Source organism: Flavobacteriales bacterium (assembly GCA_019694795.1).
Classification (GTDB): Bacteria; Bacteroidota; Bacteroidia; order Flavobacteriales_D; family UBA2798; genus UBA2798.
Genome location: JAIBBF010000010.1, coordinates 17,441 through 39,471 on the forward strand (window position 1 = coordinate 17,441; position 22,031 = coordinate 39,471).

General features: G+C 40.8%; 19 protein-coding genes. 4 read left to right on the forward strand and 15 right to left on the reverse strand.

Going from position 1 to position 22,031, the window contains the following annotated elements; translation table 11 throughout:
- Positions 1 to 9 precede the first annotated feature (9 nt).
- The 7 genes from murD to mraZ are packed head-to-tail and all read right to left on the reverse strand — an operon-like array spanning position 10 to position 7,944.
- Positions 10 to 1,353: a UDP-N-acetylmuramoyl-L-alanine--D-glutamate ligase gene (murD, locus tag K1X56_05155; GenBank protein ID MBX7094087.1), complete on the reverse strand. Its 1,344-nt coding sequence runs from the start codon at positions 1,351 to 1,353 to the stop codon at positions 10 to 12.
- A complete protein-coding gene (gene mraY, locus K1X56_05160) occupies positions 1,350 to 2,591 on the reverse strand; it encodes a phospho-N-acetylmuramoyl-pentapeptide-transferase (GenBank protein ID MBX7094088.1) in 1,242 nt (413 codons plus the stop codon). Before mraY ends, murD begins: the two co-directional genes overlap by 4 nt.
- Positions 2,591 to 4,054 carry a UDP-N-acetylmuramoyl-L-alanyl-D-glutamate--2,6-diaminopimelate ligase gene (locus K1X56_05165; GenBank protein MBX7094089.1) on the reverse strand — a complete coding sequence of 488 codons (1,464 nt, stop codon included), beginning with the start codon at positions 4,052 to 4,054 and terminating at the stop codon, positions 2,591 to 2,593. The genes mraY and K1X56_05165 overlap by 1 nt, the downstream gene beginning before the upstream one ends.
- A complete protein-coding gene (locus tag K1X56_05170; GenBank protein ID MBX7094090.1) occupies positions 4,054 to 6,177 on the reverse strand; it encodes a transpeptidase family protein in 2,124 nt (707 codons plus the stop codon). The genes K1X56_05165 and K1X56_05170 overlap by 1 nt, the downstream gene beginning before the upstream one ends.
- Positions 6,178 to 6,179: 2 nt before the next feature.
- Positions 6,180 to 6,581 carry a hypothetical protein gene (locus K1X56_05175; protein MBX7094091.1) on the reverse strand — a complete coding sequence of 134 codons (402 nt, stop codon included), beginning with the start codon at positions 6,579 to 6,581 and terminating at the stop codon, positions 6,180 to 6,182.
- Entirely contained in the window at positions 6,582 to 7,487 is a 906-nt protein-coding gene (gene rsmH, locus K1X56_05180) for a 16S rRNA (cytosine(1402)-N(4))-methyltransferase RsmH (protein MBX7094092.1), read from the reverse strand. It abuts the gene before it with no gap.
- Positions 7,477 to 7,944 carry a division/cell wall cluster transcriptional repressor MraZ gene (mraZ, locus tag K1X56_05185; protein MBX7094093.1) on the reverse strand — a complete coding sequence of 156 codons (468 nt, stop codon included), beginning with the start codon at positions 7,942 to 7,944 and terminating at the stop codon, positions 7,477 to 7,479. The genes rsmH and mraZ overlap by 11 nt, the downstream gene beginning before the upstream one ends.
- Before the next feature lie 270 nt (positions 7,945 to 8,214).
- On the opposite strand from mraZ, the gene K1X56_05190 reads away from it, so the two are divergent.
- Together K1X56_05190 and yihA are read left to right on the forward strand one after the other, a co-directional pair.
- Positions 8,215 to 8,976, forward strand: a complete 762-nt coding sequence (locus K1X56_05190; protein MBX7094094.1) for an alpha/beta hydrolase — start codon at positions 8,215 to 8,217, stop codon at positions 8,974 to 8,976.
- A 5-nt stretch (positions 8,977 to 8,981) separates the two neighbouring features.
- Positions 8,982 to 9,593, forward strand: a complete 612-nt coding sequence (yihA, locus tag K1X56_05195) for a ribosome biogenesis GTP-binding protein YihA/YsxC (GenBank protein ID MBX7094095.1) — start codon at positions 8,982 to 8,984, stop codon at positions 9,591 to 9,593.
- Here yihA and K1X56_05200 read toward each other — a convergent pair.
- From K1X56_05200 to K1X56_05210, 3 genes are all read right to left on the reverse strand, one after another.
- The gene (locus K1X56_05200) at positions 9,585 to 10,127 is read right to left on the reverse strand and encodes a hypothetical protein (protein ID MBX7094096.1); all 543 of its coding nucleotides are present in this window, start codon (positions 10,125 to 10,127) and stop codon (positions 9,585 to 9,587) included. The two genes, yihA and K1X56_05200, sit on opposite strands and share 9 nt — an antisense overlap.
- A gap of 173 nt (positions 10,128 to 10,300) precedes the next feature.
- Positions 10,301 to 10,630 (reverse strand): gliding motility protein GldC, encoded by a 330-nt coding sequence (gene gldC, locus K1X56_05205; protein MBX7094097.1) that lies wholly within the window; start codon positions 10,628 to 10,630, stop codon positions 10,301 to 10,303.
- Positions 10,627 to 11,616 carry a hypothetical protein gene (locus tag K1X56_05210; GenBank protein ID MBX7094098.1) on the reverse strand — a complete coding sequence of 330 codons (990 nt, stop codon included), beginning with the start codon at positions 11,614 to 11,616 and terminating at the stop codon, positions 10,627 to 10,629. The genes gldC and K1X56_05210 overlap by 4 nt, the downstream gene beginning before the upstream one ends.
- A gap of 83 nt (positions 11,617 to 11,699) precedes the next feature.
- Between K1X56_05210 and K1X56_05215 the strand changes: the two genes are divergently transcribed.
- Both K1X56_05215 and nadE read left to right on the forward strand, forming a co-directional pair.
- A complete protein-coding gene (locus K1X56_05215; GenBank protein ID MBX7094099.1) occupies positions 11,700 to 12,494 on the forward strand; it encodes a PorT family protein in 795 nt (264 codons plus the stop codon).
- 50 nt (positions 12,495 to 12,544) lie between these two features.
- Positions 12,545 to 13,366: an NAD(+) synthase gene (gene nadE, locus K1X56_05220; protein MBX7094100.1), complete on the forward strand. Its 822-nt coding sequence runs from the start codon at positions 12,545 to 12,547 to the stop codon at positions 13,364 to 13,366.
- Between the two features lie 89 nt (positions 13,367 to 13,455).
- On the opposite strand, the gene K1X56_05225 is transcribed toward nadE, so the two are convergent.
- The 5 genes from K1X56_05225 to K1X56_05245 all read right to left on the reverse strand — a co-directional run bounded on the left by K1X56_05225 (position 13,456) and on the right by K1X56_05245 (position 21,979).
- Positions 13,456 to 14,217, reverse strand: coding sequence for a hypothetical protein (locus K1X56_05225; protein ID MBX7094101.1), 762 nt, complete (start codon positions 14,215 to 14,217; stop codon positions 13,456 to 13,458).
- Positions 14,217 to 14,543, reverse strand: coding sequence for a 2Fe-2S iron-sulfur cluster binding domain-containing protein (locus tag K1X56_05230; GenBank protein MBX7094102.1), 327 nt, complete (start codon positions 14,541 to 14,543; stop codon positions 14,217 to 14,219). Before K1X56_05230 ends, K1X56_05225 begins: the two co-directional genes overlap by 1 nt.
- Before the next feature lie 3 nt (positions 14,544 to 14,546).
- A complete protein-coding gene (locus K1X56_05235) occupies positions 14,547 to 15,566 on the reverse strand; it encodes an NAD(P)/FAD-dependent oxidoreductase (protein ID MBX7094103.1) in 1,020 nt (339 codons plus the stop codon).
- Positions 15,567 to 15,686: 120 nt separating this feature from the next.
- Positions 15,687 to 18,695: a hypothetical protein gene (locus K1X56_05240; GenBank protein MBX7094104.1), complete on the reverse strand. Its 3,009-nt coding sequence runs from the start codon at positions 18,693 to 18,695 to the stop codon at positions 15,687 to 15,689.
- A complete protein-coding gene (locus tag K1X56_05245) occupies positions 18,695 to 21,979 on the reverse strand; it encodes an amidohydrolase family protein (GenBank protein MBX7094105.1) in 3,285 nt (1,094 codons plus the stop codon). The genes K1X56_05240 and K1X56_05245 overlap by 1 nt, the downstream gene beginning before the upstream one ends.
- Between the last annotated feature and the right edge of the window lie 52 nt (positions 21,980 to 22,031).

Consider the following 22,031-nt stretch of genomic DNA (forward strand, 5'->3'; position numbering starts at 1 on the left):
ATCTGCAAATTATAAAGCACGAACGGCGGATTTAAATTGGTGTCCGCGGTCTTCATAGTTTTCGAAAAGATCAAATGAAGCGCAACATGGCGACAACAATACCACCTGGTCTTTTTTCGCTAAACGATACCCAAGTGCAACTGCTTCCTCTGCCGTTTTTGCTTCAGCAATTTGCTCAACCATTCCGGAGAAGTGATTGATGATTTTGGAATTGTCGGTACCTAAACATACAATAGCTTGTACTTTTTGGCGAACCAATTCATCCAGCATCGCATAATCATTGCCTTTGTCAACGCCACCAACAATCCATACAATTGGTTTATTTACCGATTCCAAAGCATACCAGGTAGAATTTACATTGGTAGCTTTTGAGTCGTTAATAAACTCAATGCCATGAACGCGGGCAACGAATTCTAAACGGTGTTCAACATTCTGGAAATCCGACAAACATTCGCGGATGGTTTCCTTTCTGATTTCAAGCAGCTTTGCGGCAATACCGGAAGCCATTGAATTGTAAGCGTTGTGCTTACCCTGGAGTGCAAGGTCAAAAATTGACATAGATAGTGTGGTGTTGTTGGTGGTTATATTGATTGTGTTTGTTTCGTAATCGGCATAAGCTCCTTCTTCTATTTTATGCTTAATAGAAATCGGATACTTATGAGCAGTAATCATTCGGTCTGCCATTTCTTTCATTGTAATTTCATCGTCGGCACAATAAATAAATGCGTCCTCCGATTGCTGATTTTGCAGAATTCTGAATTTGGAATTCACATAATTCTGCAAATTATAATCGTAACGATCTAAATGATCCGGTGTGATATTGGTAAGAACCGCAATGTTGGCACGGAAGTCATACATATTATCCAACTGGAATGACGACAACTCCAATACATAGTGGTCGTGATCTTTTTCCGCCACCTGCATTGCAAAGCTTTGTCCCACATTACCTGCCAATCCCACATTTAACCCTGCACGCTTTAAAATGTGATATGTCAGTAATGTAGTTGTCGTTTTTCCATTGCTGCCGGTAATACAAATCATTTTTGCATTGGTATAGCGTGATGCAAATTCTATTTCAGATAAAACCGGAATATTCTTTTCTTTTAATTTTTTTACGATGGGTGCTTTATCGGGAATTCCCGGACTCTTCACCACTTCAGTAGCATTTAAAATCAGTTCTTCACTGTGTTTTCCCTCTTCAAATGGCACAGAACGTTCCTGCATCATGGATTTATATTTTTCCTTGATGCTTCCCATATCGGAAACGAACACTTCAAATCCCTGCTTCATAGCAAGAATTGCTGTGCCTGTTCCGCTTTCTCCGGCGCCTAATATGACGAGTCTTTTTTTCAACGAAGTTTCAGCGTTACAATTGAAATCACTGCCAGCATTATTCCTACAATCCAAAATCTGGCAACAATTTTAGATTCGTGCATTCCTTTTTTCTGGTAATGGTGGTGCAATGGCGACATCAGAAAAATTCTTCTTCCTTCTCCATATTTCTTTTTCGTGTATTTGAAGTAGGACACCTGCATCATCACCGATAAATTTTCGATAAGGAACACGCCACAGAAAATTGGAATAAGCAATTCTTTACGAATAGCAATGGAGAATACCGCAATGATTCCTCCCAATGCCAGCGAGCCGGTATCACCCATAAATACCTGCGCAGGATAAGCGTTGTACCACAAAAATCCGATACAGGCTCCAACGAATGCAGCAATGAACACAACCAATTCTCCCGAGTCGGGGATGTACATCAGGTTGAGATAATCAGCAAAAGCAAGGTTACCGGATAAGTACGCGAAAATGGCCAATACCGTTCCAATAATAGCAGAAGTACCAGTTGCTAATCCATCTAATCCGTCAGTAATATTTGCTCCATTCGAAACTGCAGTTACAATGACAATAACAATGACCACAAAAATCACCATGGTGAGGATGGACTCTTTCCCGGCGATCCATGAATAATTGAATTCATTGTTTTTTACAAATGGGATAGTGGTTTTAAGTGAACGCGTCTCCTGCCATACGTAATTTCCGTCATCGCATGGAATAATATCGCCTTCACCGGCCACTACTTCATAGGTCTTGTCGGGATCAATCGCAACTTTTTCTTTAATCCGGACATCCTGATGAAAATACAGCGTAATACCTACAATGAGTCCGATTCCGATCTGACCCATCACTTTAAATTTTCCTGCTAATCCTTTTTTATCCTTTTTAAATACCTTGATATAATCATCAATAAATCCAATTGTACCTAACCAGATGGTAGAGACAATCATCAAAATCACATAAATATTTTGAAGCTTAGAAAACAACAATGTTGGAATTAAAATGGCCATTAGAATAATGATACCACCCATTGTTGGTGTTCCCTTTTTCTCCATTTGTCCCTGTAATCCCAAATCACGAATGCTCTCTCCAACTTGTTTATAGCGGAGATATTCAATCAATCGTTTTCCAAAGAGCATGGAAATGATCAGTGATGTAATAATAGCCATCGCTGCACGGAAGGAGATGTAATGAAACACCCCTGCTCCTGGAACATCAATTGAATCGAGATATTGAAATAAATAGTATAACATCAGTGTCCGATTAGCTTAAAACTTTCCTGTACTTCTTCGAGATCATCGAAATGAAATTTTTCTCCTTTGATCTCCTGGTATTTTTCGTGACCCTTACCTGCAATGAGAATAATATCGCCGCCTTCTGCCATCATACACGCTGCACGAATTGCTTCTCTTCTATTGGTAAGTGTCATTACTTTTTTCATCTGATCCGGCTCAACCCCTCCCATCATTTCACGAATGATTTGTTCCGGTTCTTCACTTCTTGGATTGTCGGATGTAATCACTACTTTATCACTTAAATCGCAAGCGATAGCCGCCATTAAGGGACGTTTTCCTTTATCGCGATCTCCTCCGCAACCAACCACGGTAATTACCTTTTCATTTCCGGTACGGATATCTTTTATGGTATTCAAAACATTCTTTAATGCATCCGGAGTGTGAGCATAATCGACAATCGCCGTAATGTCGTTGGCAGATTTTAAATACTGAAATCTTCCTTCGGGTGGCGACAAGGTGCTGATTTGGGTAAGTACCGCCATTTCATCCTGACCAAGTAATCGAGCAACAGCATATACGGCAAGGATGTTGTAAGCGTTAAAACTACCAATGAGTTTTGTCCACAAATCTTTACCATCAATATTTAATTGCAATCCGGAAAATTGATTTTCGATGACACGTGCTTTATAATCGCACATCGTTTTAATTCCGTAGCTTCTGAGTTTTGCTTTGGAATTCTGAACCATTATTTCGCCGTGGTAATCATCTTTATTCACCAAAGCAAAAGATGAATCCGATAATTGATCAAAAAATCCTTTTTTCGCTTTCAGGTATTCATCAAAGGTTCCATGGTAGTCGAGATGATCATGCGTAATATTCGTAAACACCGCACCGGTAAAATGCACGCCGGAAATTCGTTTTTGATGTACGGCATGCGAGCTCACTTCCATAAAACAATACGTACAACCTGCATCCACCATATCGCGCAACAAACCATTTAATTCAATGGCATTCGGAGTAGTATGGGTGGAAGGAACTACTTCATTGTGAATGCGGTTCACTACGGTGGAAAGCAATCCGGTTCGATACCCCAATCGCTTAAACAATGAATACAACAAGGTTACTGTGGTTGTTTTTCCATTGGTACCAGTTACACCCACCAATTTTAATTGTTCGCTGGGATGATCATAGAAATTGGATGCCATTACCCCTAGCGCAGCATTCGGATCACTTACTTTAACGTAGGTAACATGTGGATGCAGCGTAGCCGGAATATTCTCGCACACGATGCAATCTGCACCAAGTTCAACTGCTTTTGCAATGAAATCGTGACCATCCATTGCACTTCCCTTAATGGCAACAAACATCCAGTTGGGGCGTACCTTTCTCGAGTCGAGGGTTAATCCTTCAACGGCAATATTGGTTGAACCATGCACCTCAACGATGCGCACACTATACAATATGTCGCGTAATAATTTCATTACATCAATTCAATAAGAATTTCTTGTCCCTTAGCAATGCGCTGTCCTTCCGGAATCGATTGACGTTTCACTCTGCCGCTTCCTTTCACTTTAACCATCAAACCTTTATTCTCCAGAATAAAAAGTGCATCTTTTAATCCCATTCCAATTACACCCGGAACAGTGTTGTCGTCGTAATTCCTTTTTTCTAAAACCAATTTTCTGCTTTCGCTTATAACAGGTTTTACCCACTCTGCTCCAACATCGGTTGAACGGGAGGAGATATTGAGTTCATCAAAAACTTTTTTCAAATCAGACTGTTTACCGCTCTTCACCGAAGGCGTTTCAAGTGATGCCATCAATTGAAAAACTTTACGTTCATGAATATCCAGCGATCGTGAATAAAGTTTGTCGGCGATTTCCTTGAATACATTTCCGGCCACGGCATTTCCGTAATAACCGGTTAGTACATTCGGTTCCATTACCCAAACGATGCACGAATACCTGGGCTCATCAGCAGGAAAATATCCGGCAAATGAGGCGAGGTATTTTTCTTTATTATAAGCTCCTTTTGTATGAATCTGAGCTGTTCCTGTTTTACCTGCAATTTTAAAACTGGAAGCTTTTAAATTTTGCGCCGTACCCGTATCAACAACACCTTCCAGCATCGGACGAATCATGCCCAGGGTTTTGTCGCTGCAGATTTTTTCTTTGATCACAATCGGCTCAAACTTTTTAATTACTCTACCATTACGTTTTACTTCTTTTACAAATTGTGGTTTTACCATTTTTCCATTGTTGGCAATGGCATTGTAAAAGGTAAGAATGTGAATTGGTGCTAATCTTACTTCATAACCGATGGCCATCTGAGGCAAGGTTACGCCCGACCAATCTTTTTTATTTGAAGGATCTTTTAAATAAGGTTTTGCTTCACCGGTGATATCGAGTCCTAATAATTCACCGATCCCTAATTCTTTTAATCCTTGTACATATTGTTTTGGATTGGCAGAATAACTTTCAAAAATGGGACGAGAACAACCGATGTTGGATGAAACTTCCAATGCATGCTGTATAGTGATGGTGCCATGCGGTTTGGTGTCCTTCATTTTTAAATTGTAATAGGAATATTCACCATTACCGGTGCGGACAGAATCGGTTGGACGAAACTTTCCGTCTTCCAATCCCACCATGAGTGAGGCTGTTTTAAACGTAGAGCCGGGTTCAATGGCTGTTCCTATGGCATGGTTGAAATATTCATAATATTCTCCATCGCTGCCAATCGATAAATTGGCCATGGCTTTTATCATTCCTGTTTCCACCTCCATCAATACAACACATCCCGCTTTTGCTTCGTACTTTTTCAACTGATCCATTAATGCATTTTCTGCTACGTCTTGAATGTTGATGTCGATAGAAGTATACACATCCGAACCATCTTCGGGATTGATTTCATAATTATCGGAAACAGGTCTCCACTGAAATCCGACTTTTTTCATCAGCTGTTTTCCATTAATACCACTTAGCTCTTTACTAAATGCACCTTCTAATCCAACGCGCGAAATGTATTCCGGATTATTGGGATCGGGACGCTCATAGCCGATGAGACGGGCTGCGAGTAATCCAAATGGACGGCTACGTTTGTTCTCTTTAATAACAATCATTCCGCCCTTGTTTTTCCCCAATTTGAAAATGGGAAACTTCTTCATTTTTTGAAGCTCCGGATGTTTTACTTTGGCACGGATTAAGAAATAGCGATTCGTATCCTTGCGGGCTTCTACCAGCGATAAATAATATTGGTCTTTTGTTTTTTCCGGAAAGAGTTTTGCTAATTCATAAGAGAGAGAATCAACATTATCATAAAAAATCTCATCGCTTAATCCATCTGCTCCCATATCCATTCTTACTTCGTAAACAGGAATGGAAGTAGCGAGCAAACTACCATTATCGGAATAAATATTTCCGCGCACAGCTTCAATGGTGCGGAGATCGGTGAGCTGATTTTCGGGCTGACCAATAACCGCAACTGTATCCACCTGAATCCGGAAGACTTTCACAAGAACAACCAGGCCAAAAATGCACAAGGTGAAATACACCAGATACATTCTGCGCAGCATATCCTTTTTATCTTTCGACTTCTCTTGCACGATTAATACATTTTTTCTTTTTGATACCGCTTCACCAAAATCACTTTCGGTGGTTCATCTTTCATTTCATATAACCCCATGGAAGCCGTTGAATCTGCAATTTGAGATTGACGGCTTACCAAATTCAATTCTGTTTTAACACTGATATATTCCGAATTCAATTCCACCAACTCCGATTCAATCTTTTCAATCCTTCTGGAATTTTTATCCGTTGTATATCCCATTCCGATATAAAACAGCATTAGCGCAGTGAGAAAAAATATGTAAGGCAGGTTATCTACCACATAATCTCTCGTCAGCACATTTCCATTAAGAACATCACGAAAAGAGCGAGCTACTTTATTCGCTTTTTTCTTTTCCGCTTTCTTTTCGGCCTTTACTGTTTTATATGTGTTATTCTTCATTTATTTTTTTTCTGCAATCCGGAGTTTTGCACTTCGTGATCGCGGGTTTTGTTCTATTTCTGCTTCGTCGGGCACCAACGGTTTTTTTGTTAAATCGGTGAACGGTGTAATGGGTACTCCGAAAAAATCTTTTTCTATTTCTCCACTCAGGTTTCCCGATCGCATAAAATTTTTCACTAAGCGGTCTTCGAGCGAGTGATAGGAAATCACAACAAGTCTTCCGCCTGGTGAAAGCACTTTAAGACTTTGTTGCAGGAAATCGCGCAAAACCGACATTTCATCATTTACCTCAATGCGAATCGCCTGAAAAATTTTTGCCTGGTATTGCTTTTCTTTTTTTCGCGGTGCAACGCGGTCAATGATCTGCAATAATTCTCCCGTGGTAGAAATGGCTTTTTGTTTTCTTGCTTCCCCAATGAAATAGGCTAGTTTTCCGGCATTCTCCGCTTCACCGTATTCGCGAAAAATAATTTTCAACTTTTCGGTTTCATAGGAATTGATAACATCGAAAGCACTCAGGGGCGATTGCTGATCCATTCGCATATCGAGTGGCGCTTCATAGCGAAGTGAAAATCCACGCTCGGCATCATCGAACTGATGAGAAGAAACACCCAGATCTGCAAGAATTCCATTTACGTTTTCAATTCCATCCATTGCTAATGCAGATTGGAGATTGGAGAAATTGGTGGGATAAAACCGAAAACGGGAATCGTTAATCAGATTGTTCTTCGCATCCGAATCCTGATCGAATGCACAGAGCGTTCCATTATCGAGATGCGATAAAATTTCACGCGAGTGTCCGCCACCTCCAAAGGTGACATCCACATAAATTCCTGAGGGTTGAATGTTGAGCCCTTTAACAGCAGCATGTAAAAGAACAGGGATGTGATAGCTGTTACTGGTCATTTTCTTCATCCAGATTGCCTAAGAGTTCTTCAGCAAGCTGGGAGAAGTCTGCCAGACCTTCCTTCATCTCCTGTTCATACCTCGACTTGTCCCACAGTTCAATGCGATCAAAAGCCCCCACAACCATGAGGTCTTTCTTGATCCCAGCGTACTGCATGAGACTTTGAGGTAAAAGGATTCGTCCACTGGAATCGATCGTAACCGGAATCGCTCCATTGCGGAATTGTCGAAGTAAGCGCCGACCCTTCTCGGTAAAACCGTTGACTTTCCCGCTTACGCGTGTCATCAGTTTTTCCCACTCTTTCATTGGGTACAAATTGAGGTGCGACTCAAACCCCCGATTCACGACAAATGTTTCGTGATCAGCCGGATCGAGCTGCTTCTTAACGCCAGAGGGAAGCGCAAAACGCCCCTTGTCATCAAGCCTGCAATCATATTCTCCAATGAATCCTGCCATAATAGCTTTCACCAATAAGGTGCTAAGTTAATTATTGTCTCCCACTTTGTGCCACTTACTCCCACAATGTTGATAAATTTCTACGTGGACTGTTATTCAAAGTTACAAAAATCTTTGAAAACACCAATAAAATCAAGCTTTTTATGAGGTGGGAGAAAGTGGGGGTAATTAACAATTCAAATCCACATTCCCTTGTTGATACATCCCCTTACAAAAGCCTTTATTTTCGGGCTTTTTATTAACTTTGAGTTTACACAAACCCTGTACATCATGAGCGGAAAGGTGATTAAGGAAGGCGACTTCGAATACATAGAAGCCGGTGAAGGTCAACCGGTTATACTTTTACACGGACTTTTCGGAGGCTTAAGCAATTTCGAAGATGTTATCTCCCATTTTGCACCACGCTGTCGCGTGATTGTGCCACAGCTACCCATTTATACCCTGCCGGTGCTCAACACCAACATACCGGCATTGTCCAAATTCTTGTTGCGTTTTCTCGACCATAAAAAAATTGAGAAAGCAACATTGTTGGGGAATTCACTTGGTGGACATGTTGGCCTGGTTTTCACCAGCGAGTACCCGGGTCGTGTAGAGCGTTTAATTCTTACGGGCTCTTCGGGATTGTATGAAAATGCATTCGGCGGATCCACCCCACGTAAAGGCGATCGCGAATACCTCAGAAAAAAAATCGAATTAACCTTTTACGATCCAAGTCATGCCACTGATGAATTAGTGGATGAATGTTTACATATTCTCAATGATAAAGGAAAACTCATCCGCATTTTATCATTGGCAAAATCAGCTATTCGTCACAATATGGCGAAAGACCTACCACAGATTACGGCACCAACCTGTTTGATCTGGGGAAAACAAGACACCATTACTCCGCCTGAAGTAGCCGAAGAATTCAATCGACTCATTCCAAATACGGATTTGTTTTGGATTGATAAATGTGGACACGCTCCAATGATGGAACATCCGCAGGAGTTTAACCGCGTGTTGAGTGAATGGCTGCAGAAACACGGAATTTGATCGCCGTGGAAATTTTAAGCGCTAATTTTGTTTCCAGTCACGCCACCTTAGACAAACTGCCTTCGGGAGATCGTCCGGAATACGCTTTCATTGGAAGATCCAACGTTGGGAAGAGTTCGCTCATTAATATGCTGACCGGAAAAAAAGGGCTGGCAAAAACCTCTTCCACTCCCGGAAAAACACAAACTATTAATCATTTTCTGATTAACGGCGATTGGTATATTGTTGACCTTCCCGGATATGGTTATGCAAAAACTGCAAAATCACTTCGTGAAAAATGGAAAGGTTTTACGTTTGATTATCTCACTCAGCGCGAACAACTACAATGTGTATGCGTTTTGCTCGATTCACGACTAGAACCGCAACGGATAGATATGGAATTTATGGAATGGTTGGGCGTGCAAGGAATTCCATTTGCAATGATTTTTACCAAAGCCGATAAGTTATCTAAAACACAGCTGCAAAAGAATTTTTCCATTTACGAAAAACAAATGCTGGAAATCTGGGAAGAACTTCCTACCGTATTTTTTACTTCGGCAGAAAAAGGAAATGGCAAAGAGGAATTACTTCAATTTTTTGCCGACATCAACCAGAAATTAAACGAAGATTCAGAATAGAATTGTCGTTATCGCCGTAAAGCAAAGTGTGCCTGTAAACGAACAAAGCATTGCTTTAAACCAGGACGATTTTTGTTTTGCAGCTTTCATCATCCGGTGAAAAACCAGACCAGGATAAACTACCTGCAACACTAAAATGTGAATTAACGTCAGGTCTAAAATCAGAGGACTTTCACTCCAATACACAGAAAAAGGATGTAGGAAGATGGTTGCAATTGCAATTGATCCTCCAATGAATGCATTCATCACACAGTGTTCAATAAAATTGAATCCTGCATTAGAATAAAATACCCACGAAAAAAATCCGGAGATTAAAAATGCCAATGAAAAACTCCATTTTGGATTTTCAATTAAATGCATTTCAATATTATCCAGTGTATTAAAAATGTTTCCTTTTTCGGTGGGAAGAACAGGAAAAAGATGAAACAACAACACCATGAAACCGGCACTCACAAATAAAAACAAAAAGGGATTGGTTATACCAACGCGCTTTCCTTTTAAAAATGAAAAATCATTGTGCCCGGACTTTTCCACAAGCGAACAAAAGTGGATGGAAATCCCGAATCGATATGCCATAATGCATGAGGGAGATCGTGCATTAAACCTGAAAAGGAATAACGATGAACAGAAGCGCTCTGGCCACAGGCGGGACAAAACTTTTGTTTAACCGGTCCCCCGCAATTCAGGCATAACGGATGCTTCATCGGTTAGCCGATCAATTTCATTTTTTCCGCAAAATGATAGCAGAAATCGCGCATGTCGCCACAAATTTTTTCTTCACCTGTGGCACGTTCAAATGTATCGGCCATGGTGAGTAAAGTCTGATGAAAAAACTGTTTCATTTCATCGATCGACATATCCTTGGTCCACAAATCCATTCGCAATGTGTTGCGTTCTTTTTCATCCCACATGGCAAGAATTAGTGCTTTCGAATCCTGATCTGATATTCCTGCATCGCTTGCGCTCCATTTCATTTCAACCGGCACCTGGTTCTCATCGAGTTTAACACTAATATTTATTTCGCTTGACTTACTCATTTCTTTTCGGGTTTGTATGATTTTAAAATTTTCTTTGGATTATCTATGGCCATCAATTGCGGTAACGTTGTTTCAGGATGTTCTTTCACATAAGCGCGAACCATCATCCAACCTAACCAATTTCCTACTCTTCCAGGAGAATTATTGGGGAGTCCGCTGGTAAATGGTGCTTCATCACAAAACTTTTTTATTTCGAGAGGTTCAGTTGAATAGAGTAATTTCTTATCCACAATATCGCGCCAGATATTGTTTTCATTTTCAATACACCATCCAAATTGATCTGAGGTATAGCGAATTTTTATATGATCGGGTGTAGTGGGAAGTAAAGCATCCAATGCATATAAAATCTTGCCTTCATAAACGATGCGCGATAAAAAATCCTGACCCTGCAGTTCCTCCATAAAATTCACTTCAAACCATCCGCGCATAATGTCCACCACCAGGTATTCGCGAATCATTTTATCCTTCATGAATTGAGGAATCATTTCCGTTGAAATTTTCTTTACCGTGCGATTGTCAGGTCCCAGATACATATCCAACCCCACTCCAACAGAATGTTCGAAAGTGGAAACTCCGTAATTAAAAACGGAATTATAGGTAACGATTAAGGGGATTTCTGCATCGGGATAATAGTACTTCAAATGCCTGAACGCTTCTTCGAGGTCCTTCTGAAGCCAGGACAAATCGCCATACTCAGCAGAGATGTCCTGATAAACCTGCATCATCACCTCATCGTGAATAAACCGGTCCAGCGACACCACAATCAGTGAATCATCGGGAGAGCCGGCTCTTAACATTACCGCGACGTAAGCGTCCCATAAATCGCCATATTTTTGCGAAAAGCGGGTGTTTAAGGCGGGTAAATCCTCGTATTTGCACTCAAAAAGCTCCTTCTCCATCCGATCGATGCGAATTTCGACCTCAATTCCCGATACATCCACATCCAGCGGATTCTTTTCTCCACAGGCCACCAGCAGAATTGTCAAAAAAATTACCTGAAAAATCCTCATATCCTTATTGAAAAAATGCATTATTCCCTATTATTGCATCGAAAATCAATGATAAAACTATGAAAAAAGTCGCAGGTATCATCCTTGGCGCGATGTTCAGCGTAACATGCCTCGCTCAAAGCGGAGTTGGAGCAGGAAATGAACAAAATTTCCGTTTCGGATTAAAGGCTATGCCTTCGGTTAACTGGTACAAACCGGATAACACTAAAAAATACGAAAATGGAGGAGCAGTGATGAAGTTTAACTGGGGACTAACCCTCGACTTCAAACTCTCGAATTCAGCATGGTTATCTTCCGGTTTGGAAGTTTCTTATGATGGCGGAAACATTAATTTTAAAGACACCGTTGGATACCTTCTTTCCAACTCCGAATTCCAAAGTATCCCGGCTGATGCTTCGGGAATGGTAGGCAAGGATGTTGTTCAATTGAAAGAACGTCGCTATAACAGCACTTACGTTACTTTACCTTTGAACATTAAAATGAAAACCAAAGAAATCGGAATGTTGAACTATTACGGTATGTTCGGATTAAATCTTGGTGTAAAAGTTAAAACCAAAGTTACGGACACTGGTTACCTTAACGGTTCAAGCAGTTTAACAGACAACGAAGGTTTGGACAACAGCAAAGACATGGGCTTTTTCCGTGCCGGTATTAACATTGGAGGTGGTGCTGAATGGAATTTAAGCGGAACAACTTCTTTAGTTTTCGGATTACAATACAACCTCGGATTTACCAATGTGGTTAAAGGTAATTCTGACTATGTTTTTAATGCCGGATCTACCAATACACTTAAAGCAATTGAACAAAAATTTGCTTCACACTTCATCGGACTTTCCGTTGGAGTTCTTTTCTGATTACAAAAACTGATACCCCGTCCACTGTAATGGTGGACGGGTTTTTTATTATGCAGCATAAAAAAATCATAGCGCACATTGTACATTGGTTGAAAGAATATTCCGATTTATCCGGCACGCACGGTTTTGTTATTGGAATTTCGGGTGGTATTGATTCTGCCATTACCTCAACGCTATGTGCTTTAACCGGAAAAAAAGTGCTCTGTGTAAATATGCCTATTCACCAAAGTGCAGCAGAATACAATCGCGCCAATGAGCATATTTCCAATTTAAAATCGCGCTTTAGTAATGTTGATTCCGTTGAAGTAAACTTAAGCGACACCTTTGAAACCATGCGAAAAGCATTTCCCCCCACAGTGGCGGATCACTTTTTAGCTATGGCAAATACCCGCTCCCGCTTGCGTATGTCCTGTTTGTATGCATTGGGTCAGGAAAAAGGTTTGCTGGTTGCAGGAACAGGAAATAAAATTGAAGATTTTGGAATTGGTTTTTACACCAAGTATGGTGATGGCGGAGTAGATCTAAGTCCCATTGCCGATCTCAGTAAAACGCAGGTGTTTGAATTGGCCAAAGAACTGGAAATTGTAAAAAGTATTCAGGAGGCGAAACCTACGGATGGGTTGTGGTCGGACGGTCGCAGCGACGAGGATCAGATTGGTGCAAGCTATCCGGAATTGGAATGGGCAATGGAATATGTTGCTCAATATGCAAGTTTGGAAGCGGAACGGATCAGCGGAGATCAAATCCCCAGAAAAGGATTAAGCGATCGTCAGGATCAAGTGCTGGGCATCTTTTTGCGCTTCCATAATGCCAATAAACATAAGATGCTACCCATTCCGGTTTGCGTTATTCCGAAAGAATATTTTCATTGATGAAACAACTTCCATTGTGGCTTAGGCTGCTTTTTGTTTGCATTATTTGCAGCGGACTAGTTACCGGTCTCGTTGTATTACTGGGATAATTACTTTACCCGTTCTCCATTTACAAACTTCACCACGAATGCGCCTTTAAATCCGGCATCGCGCATTTCTTTTTGCTTTACCGCAGCCTCATCCAATGTTGCAAATTCTCCAACGGTGTATTTATAAATACCATTATCGAGATAATATGAAACACCGGAATATCCCTTGAATAATTTATCCGATTCGGAAAGTAATTTACCGGAAGTCAGAATTTGAACTTTATATACAAGTCCCTCCTGAATGGTAGCCTTATTTACGTCATTTTTTTGTTCATGCACGAGCGGCTTAATCACTTCCTTTTTATCCTGCACAATAATTTTCCGATGGTGTACCCTGCACTTTTTTTCTTTGGCAAAATCAATGGCAGGAATTTTATCCTGGTGGTTTTCGCGAAGGATATAGAGAGAAATTAATCCTGAATCAGGAATAGAAATTGTTCGAATGATTTCGCATTTTTCATTGAAGCAGTTTTTTGCAGCTGTAATTGAACTAGCAGATCGCTGCCAATATTTTATTTTGCCCGACTCGGTTTGTAAGCCGATCGACAACACATTTCTATGGAGCGAAATAATTCCCGACGAATCAGAATACACCAGCTGTGTATCCTTTTCACTCAGCAACTGAACCGGTAAATTGACAAATGGAAGATCGCTTAATCCATCACCAAAAAAAATGCGACAATTGCTTTGGGCAAAAAGAAAACCTGGGGCAATAATCAGAAAAACACCTATGAAAAAATGATATGCCCTCGAAAAATTCATCAGGCTTCGGGAGCCAATTCAACTTTTAATCCGTCGATTTCCGGACTTATTTTTATCTGACAACCCAAACGCGAATTCGGTTTAACATGAAAGGCCTGATCCAACATGGCCAATTCATCATCACTTTGTTCCGGCAAGGAAATATCGTTGAGCACGTAGCATTGACACGTTGCACACATGGCCATTCCTCCACAAGTTCCTTCTACAGGCAATTCATAGGCCTTGCATAATTCCATCAGGTTCATGCCCATGTCGGTTGGACCTTCCAGTACGTGTTCTTTTCCTTCGCGGTCGACTACGGTAATATTTACACTGTTTTCTGCCATTGATTAAAATCCATTTACACCGTTTACGGTTGTATATTTTAATACAAGATTTTTATCGGGATAAATCCGCTTAAATGCCGATTGCACCATGAGCGTTCCCTCATGAAATCCGCATAAAATCAATTTCAATTTTCCGGGATACGTATTTACATCGCCAATGGCATATATTCCGGGAATATTGGTTGAATAATCAAACGTATCCACTTTTATCGCTCCTTTTTCAATTTCAAGACCCCAATTAGCAATAGGTCCTAATTTTGGAGTAAGACCAAAAAGCGGTACAAAATGATCGGTTTTTATTTCGTAGTTCTCTTTGTCTTTTTGCTGAATAACCACTGCATCTAATCGATTGCTTCCGGTTAAACCAACCACTTCGGCATCGAGTACAAGATTCAATTTACCTTCGGCACCCATATCGAAGACCTTTTGAACGGAATCCAAATGTCCGCGGAAGGTTTGCGAGCGGTGCACCAGTGTAACAGAGGCTGCAATTTTCTTTTCAATCAGGTAAATGGTCCAATCTAAAGCAGAGTCTCCACCTCCCGAAATAACCACGTTTTTACCGCGGTAAAATTCAGGGTCCTTGATAATATATTCAATGCCCTTGTCTTCGAAATCGGTGATATTGGAAATAGGTGGTTTTCTTGGTTCAAACACGCCCAATCCGCCGGCTATGGCAACAATCGGTGCTTTATGTTGCGTGCCTTTCACGGTGGTGACCAAAAACTTCCCGTCTTCGAGTTTATCAATTTTTTCCGCTGCTTCTCCCAGTGTAAATCCAGGTTTAAAGGGAGCAGCTTGTTCCATCAGGTTATCGATGAGTTCTCCGGCCAATACACTCGGAAATCCGGGAATATCGTAAATGGGTTTCTTGGGATAGATCTCCGAACATTGTCCGCCGGGCTGGGCAAGACTATCAATCAGGTGACAGCGCAATTTGAGCAAACCCGCCTCAAATACAGTGAAAAGTCCAACAGGACCAGCACCGATAATAATGATATCAGTTTCAATAACGTTACTCATGGCTGCAAATTTACTATTTATGGGGCTTTCTTGGGAGATAAAAGTCACAAACAATTCTGACCCTGATCAGCAAAGACCTAACGCTAACAAAGTTGAGCTAAAAAGGTTCCGGAATTTGCTTCAGATCCTTTGTTTATCGATGTTTTCGAAACGGAGGAAGTAACGGGTACCCGGGGCATCGAGAATTTCAATGCTACCGTTTAGCTGGTCGGCTAAAATCCGAATGAGGTCCACCCCAAGCGTTTTATTGGAGGTATAAAAGACATCCTTCGGAAAACCAACCCCATCATCACCCACCATCAATTCAAAATTCTTACCATCACCTTTCAGGTGAAAATAAATGGTGCCTTGTTTTCTGTCGGGGAAGGCATATTTCAGTGAATTCGATACAATTTCATTCAGCAGTAATCCCAAAGGAATAATCGTATCGAAACCAAAACTTTCCGAATCAATTTTTTTATCGATGGTAATAGCCGTGTTCAATCCGTAAGTATCTACCAATTCTTTCACAAGCGTTTCCATGTATTCGCCTATGTTCACTTTGGAAAAATTCTTGGTTTCGTACAACTTCTCGTGAATGAGTGCCATACTTTTAATGCGACTTTTCGAATCTTCTATTAAAGCGAGCGACTCCGGATCTTTGATATAATCGGCATGAATATTCAAGAGAGAAACAATCACCTGCATATTGTTTTTTACACGGTGGTGAATTTCTTTCAGCAACAATTCTTTCTCTTCTTTTTGTTTCAGAATTTCACGTGTACGGATATTTACTTTTTCTTCTAAAATTTCATTGTGACGTAACACATTTCGCTGCATCAATGTATTGATGTAATAAACGCCATATACCAGGGAAATTAAAACAATTAAGAAAAACCACCAGGTTTGCCAGAAAGCAGGATCAATTTCGAATGCAAATTCGGTGTTGGATTGACTCCACAATCCATTGGCGCTTTTTGCCTTTACTTTAAAAATGTATTTCCCGGGAGGAAGATTGGAATAAGAAGCAACGGAATTAGAGGTTAATGGCGACCACTGCTTATCAAAACCTTCGAGCATGAACGAGTATTTAACGCGTTCCGGAAAATCCATACACACTCCTGTAAATGAAAATGAAATGTTGTTTTGATCGTGACGAAATACATGTCCCGCAGGAACACCAAACCAATCCAGCTCTGTCTCGTCAATATCTTTCATCCATTTATCATCGTAAAATAATTTCACACCGGTGATGTGAATAAGCGGACGTGTAAATGCATCGGGATCTTCGGATGGGTTGTATTTAATTAAACCTTTAACTGTACCAAACCAAACGCAACCATCGTCATCAACCAATACCGACTTATTGTTGCACTCAATACCTAAAAATCCTTCGCTCTTGGAGTAGTTTCGGATATTGGCGATTTGTCCGTAAGAAGTAAACCTGATTTTATCGAAACCTTTATTGGTACCAACAATCAGATCGCCTTTTTTATCTACAGCCAGAAGATAAACAGTGCCGGAAGATAATCCGTCGTTTACATCATAATTGGTAAATCGTCGTCCGTTAAAACGAGAAATACATTTATCAGTTCCCACCCAAATGTTTCCAAATTTATCTTCGGCAATTGAACTAACATACGTATTACACAGTCCTTCATCTGATCCAAAAGAGGTAAAGATTCCATCCGATAGTTTATTTAATCCTGCACCGGTACCGATGTAAATGTTTCCTTTGGAATCTTCCAGTAAAGAATGAATCCAATCGTGATTTAATCCATTTTCTTTCGTGAAGCGCTCAAACTTTTTCCCATCGAAAACCGCAAGTCCAAACCCGGCGGTACCAATCCATATTCTTCCGTCACGTGCTTGCATCAGGCAGCGGATATTATTATCGGGCAATCCGTCCTCCGTAAAGTAATTGGTAAACTTACTGCCATTATAAACCGACATTCCCTCACGGGTTCCGATTAATAAATCATTGTTTTTTAATCGCACCAATACTCTCACATTATCCGAGGGCAATCCATCTTTTCGTGTAAATTGTTTTACTTCATTTCCATCATAACGAAATAAACCTTCACTCATGGAAGCAACCCATAATGCGCCGTCATTCATTCGCACAATGGAGAAAATATCGGTTAAACCAAGTCCGGTAACCCCATTAAAATAATTAAATGCAAAACCATTAAACCGAACAGCTCCGGACCCCCTTGTTCCGAACCAGGTGCGACCCGAACTTTCGGTAAACAAACAGCCAATGTTTTCGTCGGGTAATCCATTCTGATGTGTAAAATGTAGCAATTTTCCATTGCGAAGTAAAAACACACCACTGCCAATGGTTCCAAACCACAACTGATCGAAATCGTCCTGATAAATCGAAGTGAAATCGGCATTTATAAATTCATTGTCTTCCGATAAAATGAGGGGAAGGTTCTGAACTGAATAATTCTTTTTAGAAATCTTCATCAGGTCTGCATCCGTAGCTATCCATAATGAAGTTTCATCTGAACTGATACTCCGGATGTACATCCCTTTTGTAGAGGGAATGAGCGAATATTTGTGCTGATCGTAAACAAAAATTCCTTTGTCGGTACCGATGTAAATTTTACCGTCGGCATCCTGGTAAATGACTTTTGTTTCAAAATCATTGGTTCCATCTAAATCATACAGATTCGTAAAATCGTGTTGGTCGTAAATGGTTAAACCTTCTACGGTTCCGATGAATAACTGATCAGAAAATTTATCGTACAACAAACAGGTGATTTCATTGACGGGAAGTCCTTTTGTTTTATCGTAAATTTTAAACTTGCTTCCGTTAAAGCAGGATAATCCACCCCAACTGCTTCCAATCCATAAATTCCCGTTTTTATCTTCAGCAATGCAATTAGCAATTTGTCCGGCCAAACCATCTTTCTCCTCGTATTGCAAGAATGTTTTTCCATCAAAACGTGCTACTCCACCACCCTGTGTAGCAAACCATAAAAATCCGCGTGAATCTTCCAGAATTGCATTCACTTGCGATTGAGGCAATCCCTGATCCACGGAATACTGCAAAAAATTATATTGCTGTAATCCGCTAACAGAAGACTGCGCCTTGAGCATTCCCGTAAAAAGGAATAACAAGAGATATGGAAGGAGTCGTTTCATTAATGTTTACCGCAAACACATTTAGGTGAAGCAAAAGAATTGGTTTGTGCGTTGATCTTAAATGATGAATTGCTTCCGGGCATTTCCCAGAAAAATTTCCCGCGGGGAACGTTGTAGTTTCCGACTTCATTCATGGTTTCCGGATCATATAAACGACCGTTAACCATAACGTATGAAATGCTCTCTGTATTTCTGATATTCTCCAATGGATTTTTATCCATGATGATCAAATCGGCCAATTTCCCTTTTTCAAGTGATCCAATCTGATCTTCCATGCCAATGTAATGCGCTCCATTCCATGTGGCACAACGCAGCGCTTGTAATGGCGACATTCCGCCTTGCACCAGCATCCAGATTTCCCAATGTGCACCAATACCCTGAATTTGTCCGTGAGAACCCATATTCACCTTAACACCTGCATCCGCTAATTTTTTGCAGGATTGTGAAGCGAGGATGTGTCCGTTTTCATATTCTTCATCCGGAATCATGGTGCGGTGACGGGATCTGGAGTCGATTATGGTGCGTGGCGTAAAATTGAGGAGTCGCTTTTTCTCCCACACATTATCTTTCTGGTAAAAATAAAATTCTCCATTCACTGCTCCATAAGAAACAATAAGCGTTGGTGTATAACCGGATTGACTGTTTTTCCATAATTCAACCACATCTTTATAAGCTGGTGCTACGGGAATATTGTGTTCAATTCCGGTATGACCATCCAATATCATCGTCATGTTATGATAAAACGTACTTCCACCTTCAGGAACCACCATGCAACCCAATTCGCGCGCAGCTTGTATGACCATCTGACGTTGTTCGCGTCGTGGCTGGTTATAACTCTTGACCGAGAAAGCACCAAAAGCCATGGTTCTTCGAATGGCAGATCGTGCATCATCTATAGAATTGATCGGTGCTTTAAAATCGCCATCTGCACCATACAAAATGGTACCCGTTGAAAAAACACGTGGTCCAACCATCGCTCCGGATTTCACCAATTCAGAATAAGCAAAAACCATTTCCGTATTCGATGAAGGATCGTGAGTAGTGGTTACGCCATAAGCAAGATTGGCATAATAGGGCCAATGTTTTTGCGGCGTTAAACCGCTTCTGAAATGACCCACATGCGCATGCACATCTACAAATCCGGGCATTATGGTTTTACCGGTAACATCTATCATTTTCGCATCAGCAGGAATGTTGACTTCAGTCACTGATCCTACCTCAACAATTTTATTATCCTTTACCAATACAACACCATTTTCAATCACTTCATCACCACGCATGGTGATAATACGAGCGCCTTTAAATGCGATCATACCTTTCGGACGATCCGTTGAAATTTCGAGTCCGATTTTAATTCCTGCCGTATCCGGCTTTACTGCTTCAGCGGGTGCATCCGGAAGAAAAGTAAACTTTTTATTCAATGCAACGGAATAGTATTCTTCGCCGAGTGTCCACATTAATTTCTTGCTATCACCGCTCCAGTGCATATTAATTCCTGCATCACGGGAAACCTTCATCACAGGCACATTTTCAGATCCTGCACTTAAATCCAATGCTTTCCCACTATGAGGAAATGCGGCAATATATACGTTGTGTAATTCGCGGAAAGCAACCCATTTATTATCCGGACTCGGAATAAAATCGGTAGCATATCTCGAGGTAAACAATACCTGTTCATGATTTCCGTCGAGATCTACGGATTTATATTCGACTTCAGGAAAACTATTTGCATAGAAAAACAATTCTTTTCCATCGGCAGAAAACATCGGGCTTTCACCATAAGGATACACCCATGTTGATTTTCCGCCATTGGCATCCATTCTAAAAATTCCCGTTTCGCTACCATAGGTAAATCCCTGATCGTCATTTCCACCCTCGGTCCAGTAAACAATTTGTTTACCATCCGGCGAGAATTTTGGTTGACGATAAATTCCGCGTGCCGATGTAAGTGCTGTAGATTTTCCGGATTTGAAATCGTATTTCATAATGTAACCGGCTTTTTCATCATTCCAGGTTACATATACCAATTGCGTTCCATCCGGCGAAAAGCAAGGTTCAAATTCATGATCAGTTCCTTTTGTTAAACGAACAGGTTTCCCTCCGGAAAGATCTTTTTTCCATAAATATCCAACGGCATTAAACACAACGGTTTTCCCATCGGGAGAAGTGATTAAATGGCGGATTACTTTTGCGGTAAACTTATCCGGATCTATATTTCTGCGGAAGCGTAATGCGTCCTGAATTTTTTGTTGAACGTTTACTTTAAATGGAATTTCTTCGATGTTATTTTGCTGAGCGCCCATGGGACCGGAATTCGCCTGATCCACTTTTATTTTTACAATTTTACCGCCGGACCAAATCACAATTTGCCGATCGTCGGGGGTCCAGCTATAACCGGTATACACACCAAAAATCGCCCAGGCTTCCTGTTGATCTTTACTTAGTCCGTCATAAACCATCCATTCTTGGCCCGATTCAAGATCGCGAACCATTAAAACCGTTTTGGTTCTGATTCTGCGAACGAATGCCAGTTTTTTTCCTGAGTGGGAAATCTGTGGACGAATTGCTCCTCCTGAGCCACCGATAAAATTTTCGAGCGTCCCCTTTTTAAAATTATAACGACGAATGATGTAAATCTGACTATTTGGGTCTTTGTTGTATTGAAAGTATCCACCGGGATAAACATCTTCTGAAAAATACAACCATTTCCCATCTGGCGAAACACAAGGTTCGTTAACGTCCTGCTGGTCGTTTTTTCTTTTTGTCAATTGAATTCCTTCGCCGCCACTAATGTGATACATCCACATTTCACCAGCACCCAATGAGCGTGTAGCCGTAAAATGTTTTCGGGCAATGAGGTAATTTCCATCGGGTGTCCAAACTGCATTGTTTAGTAAACGGAAATTTTCTTTTGTCACCTGGTGAGCATTGCTTCCATCTGCATTCATCACCCAAATATTATCGCCTCCTCCTGCATCAGAAGTGAAGGATATTTTTTTTCCATCCGGACTAAAACGCGGTTGAATTTCCCAGGCATGACCACCACGAAGTAAACGGGCTTCTCCACCGGAAAAAGGCATGATGTAAATATCTCCCAATAAATCAAAAACCACGGAAGATCCATCTGGACTTACATCCAAATTCATCCATGTACCTTCGGTAGTTGAAAATGAAATTTCTTTGAGCGGACCCTGCGGTTGTGTTACGTCCCATTTTTTATCGTCGCTTTGTGCAGTTGCTGTTGCTGCCCATAATAAACACAGAAAAAACGTCTTGATTTTCATAGAATGAATAATGTGAATATCTCTAAATGTAACAAATAATGCCATTCGATAT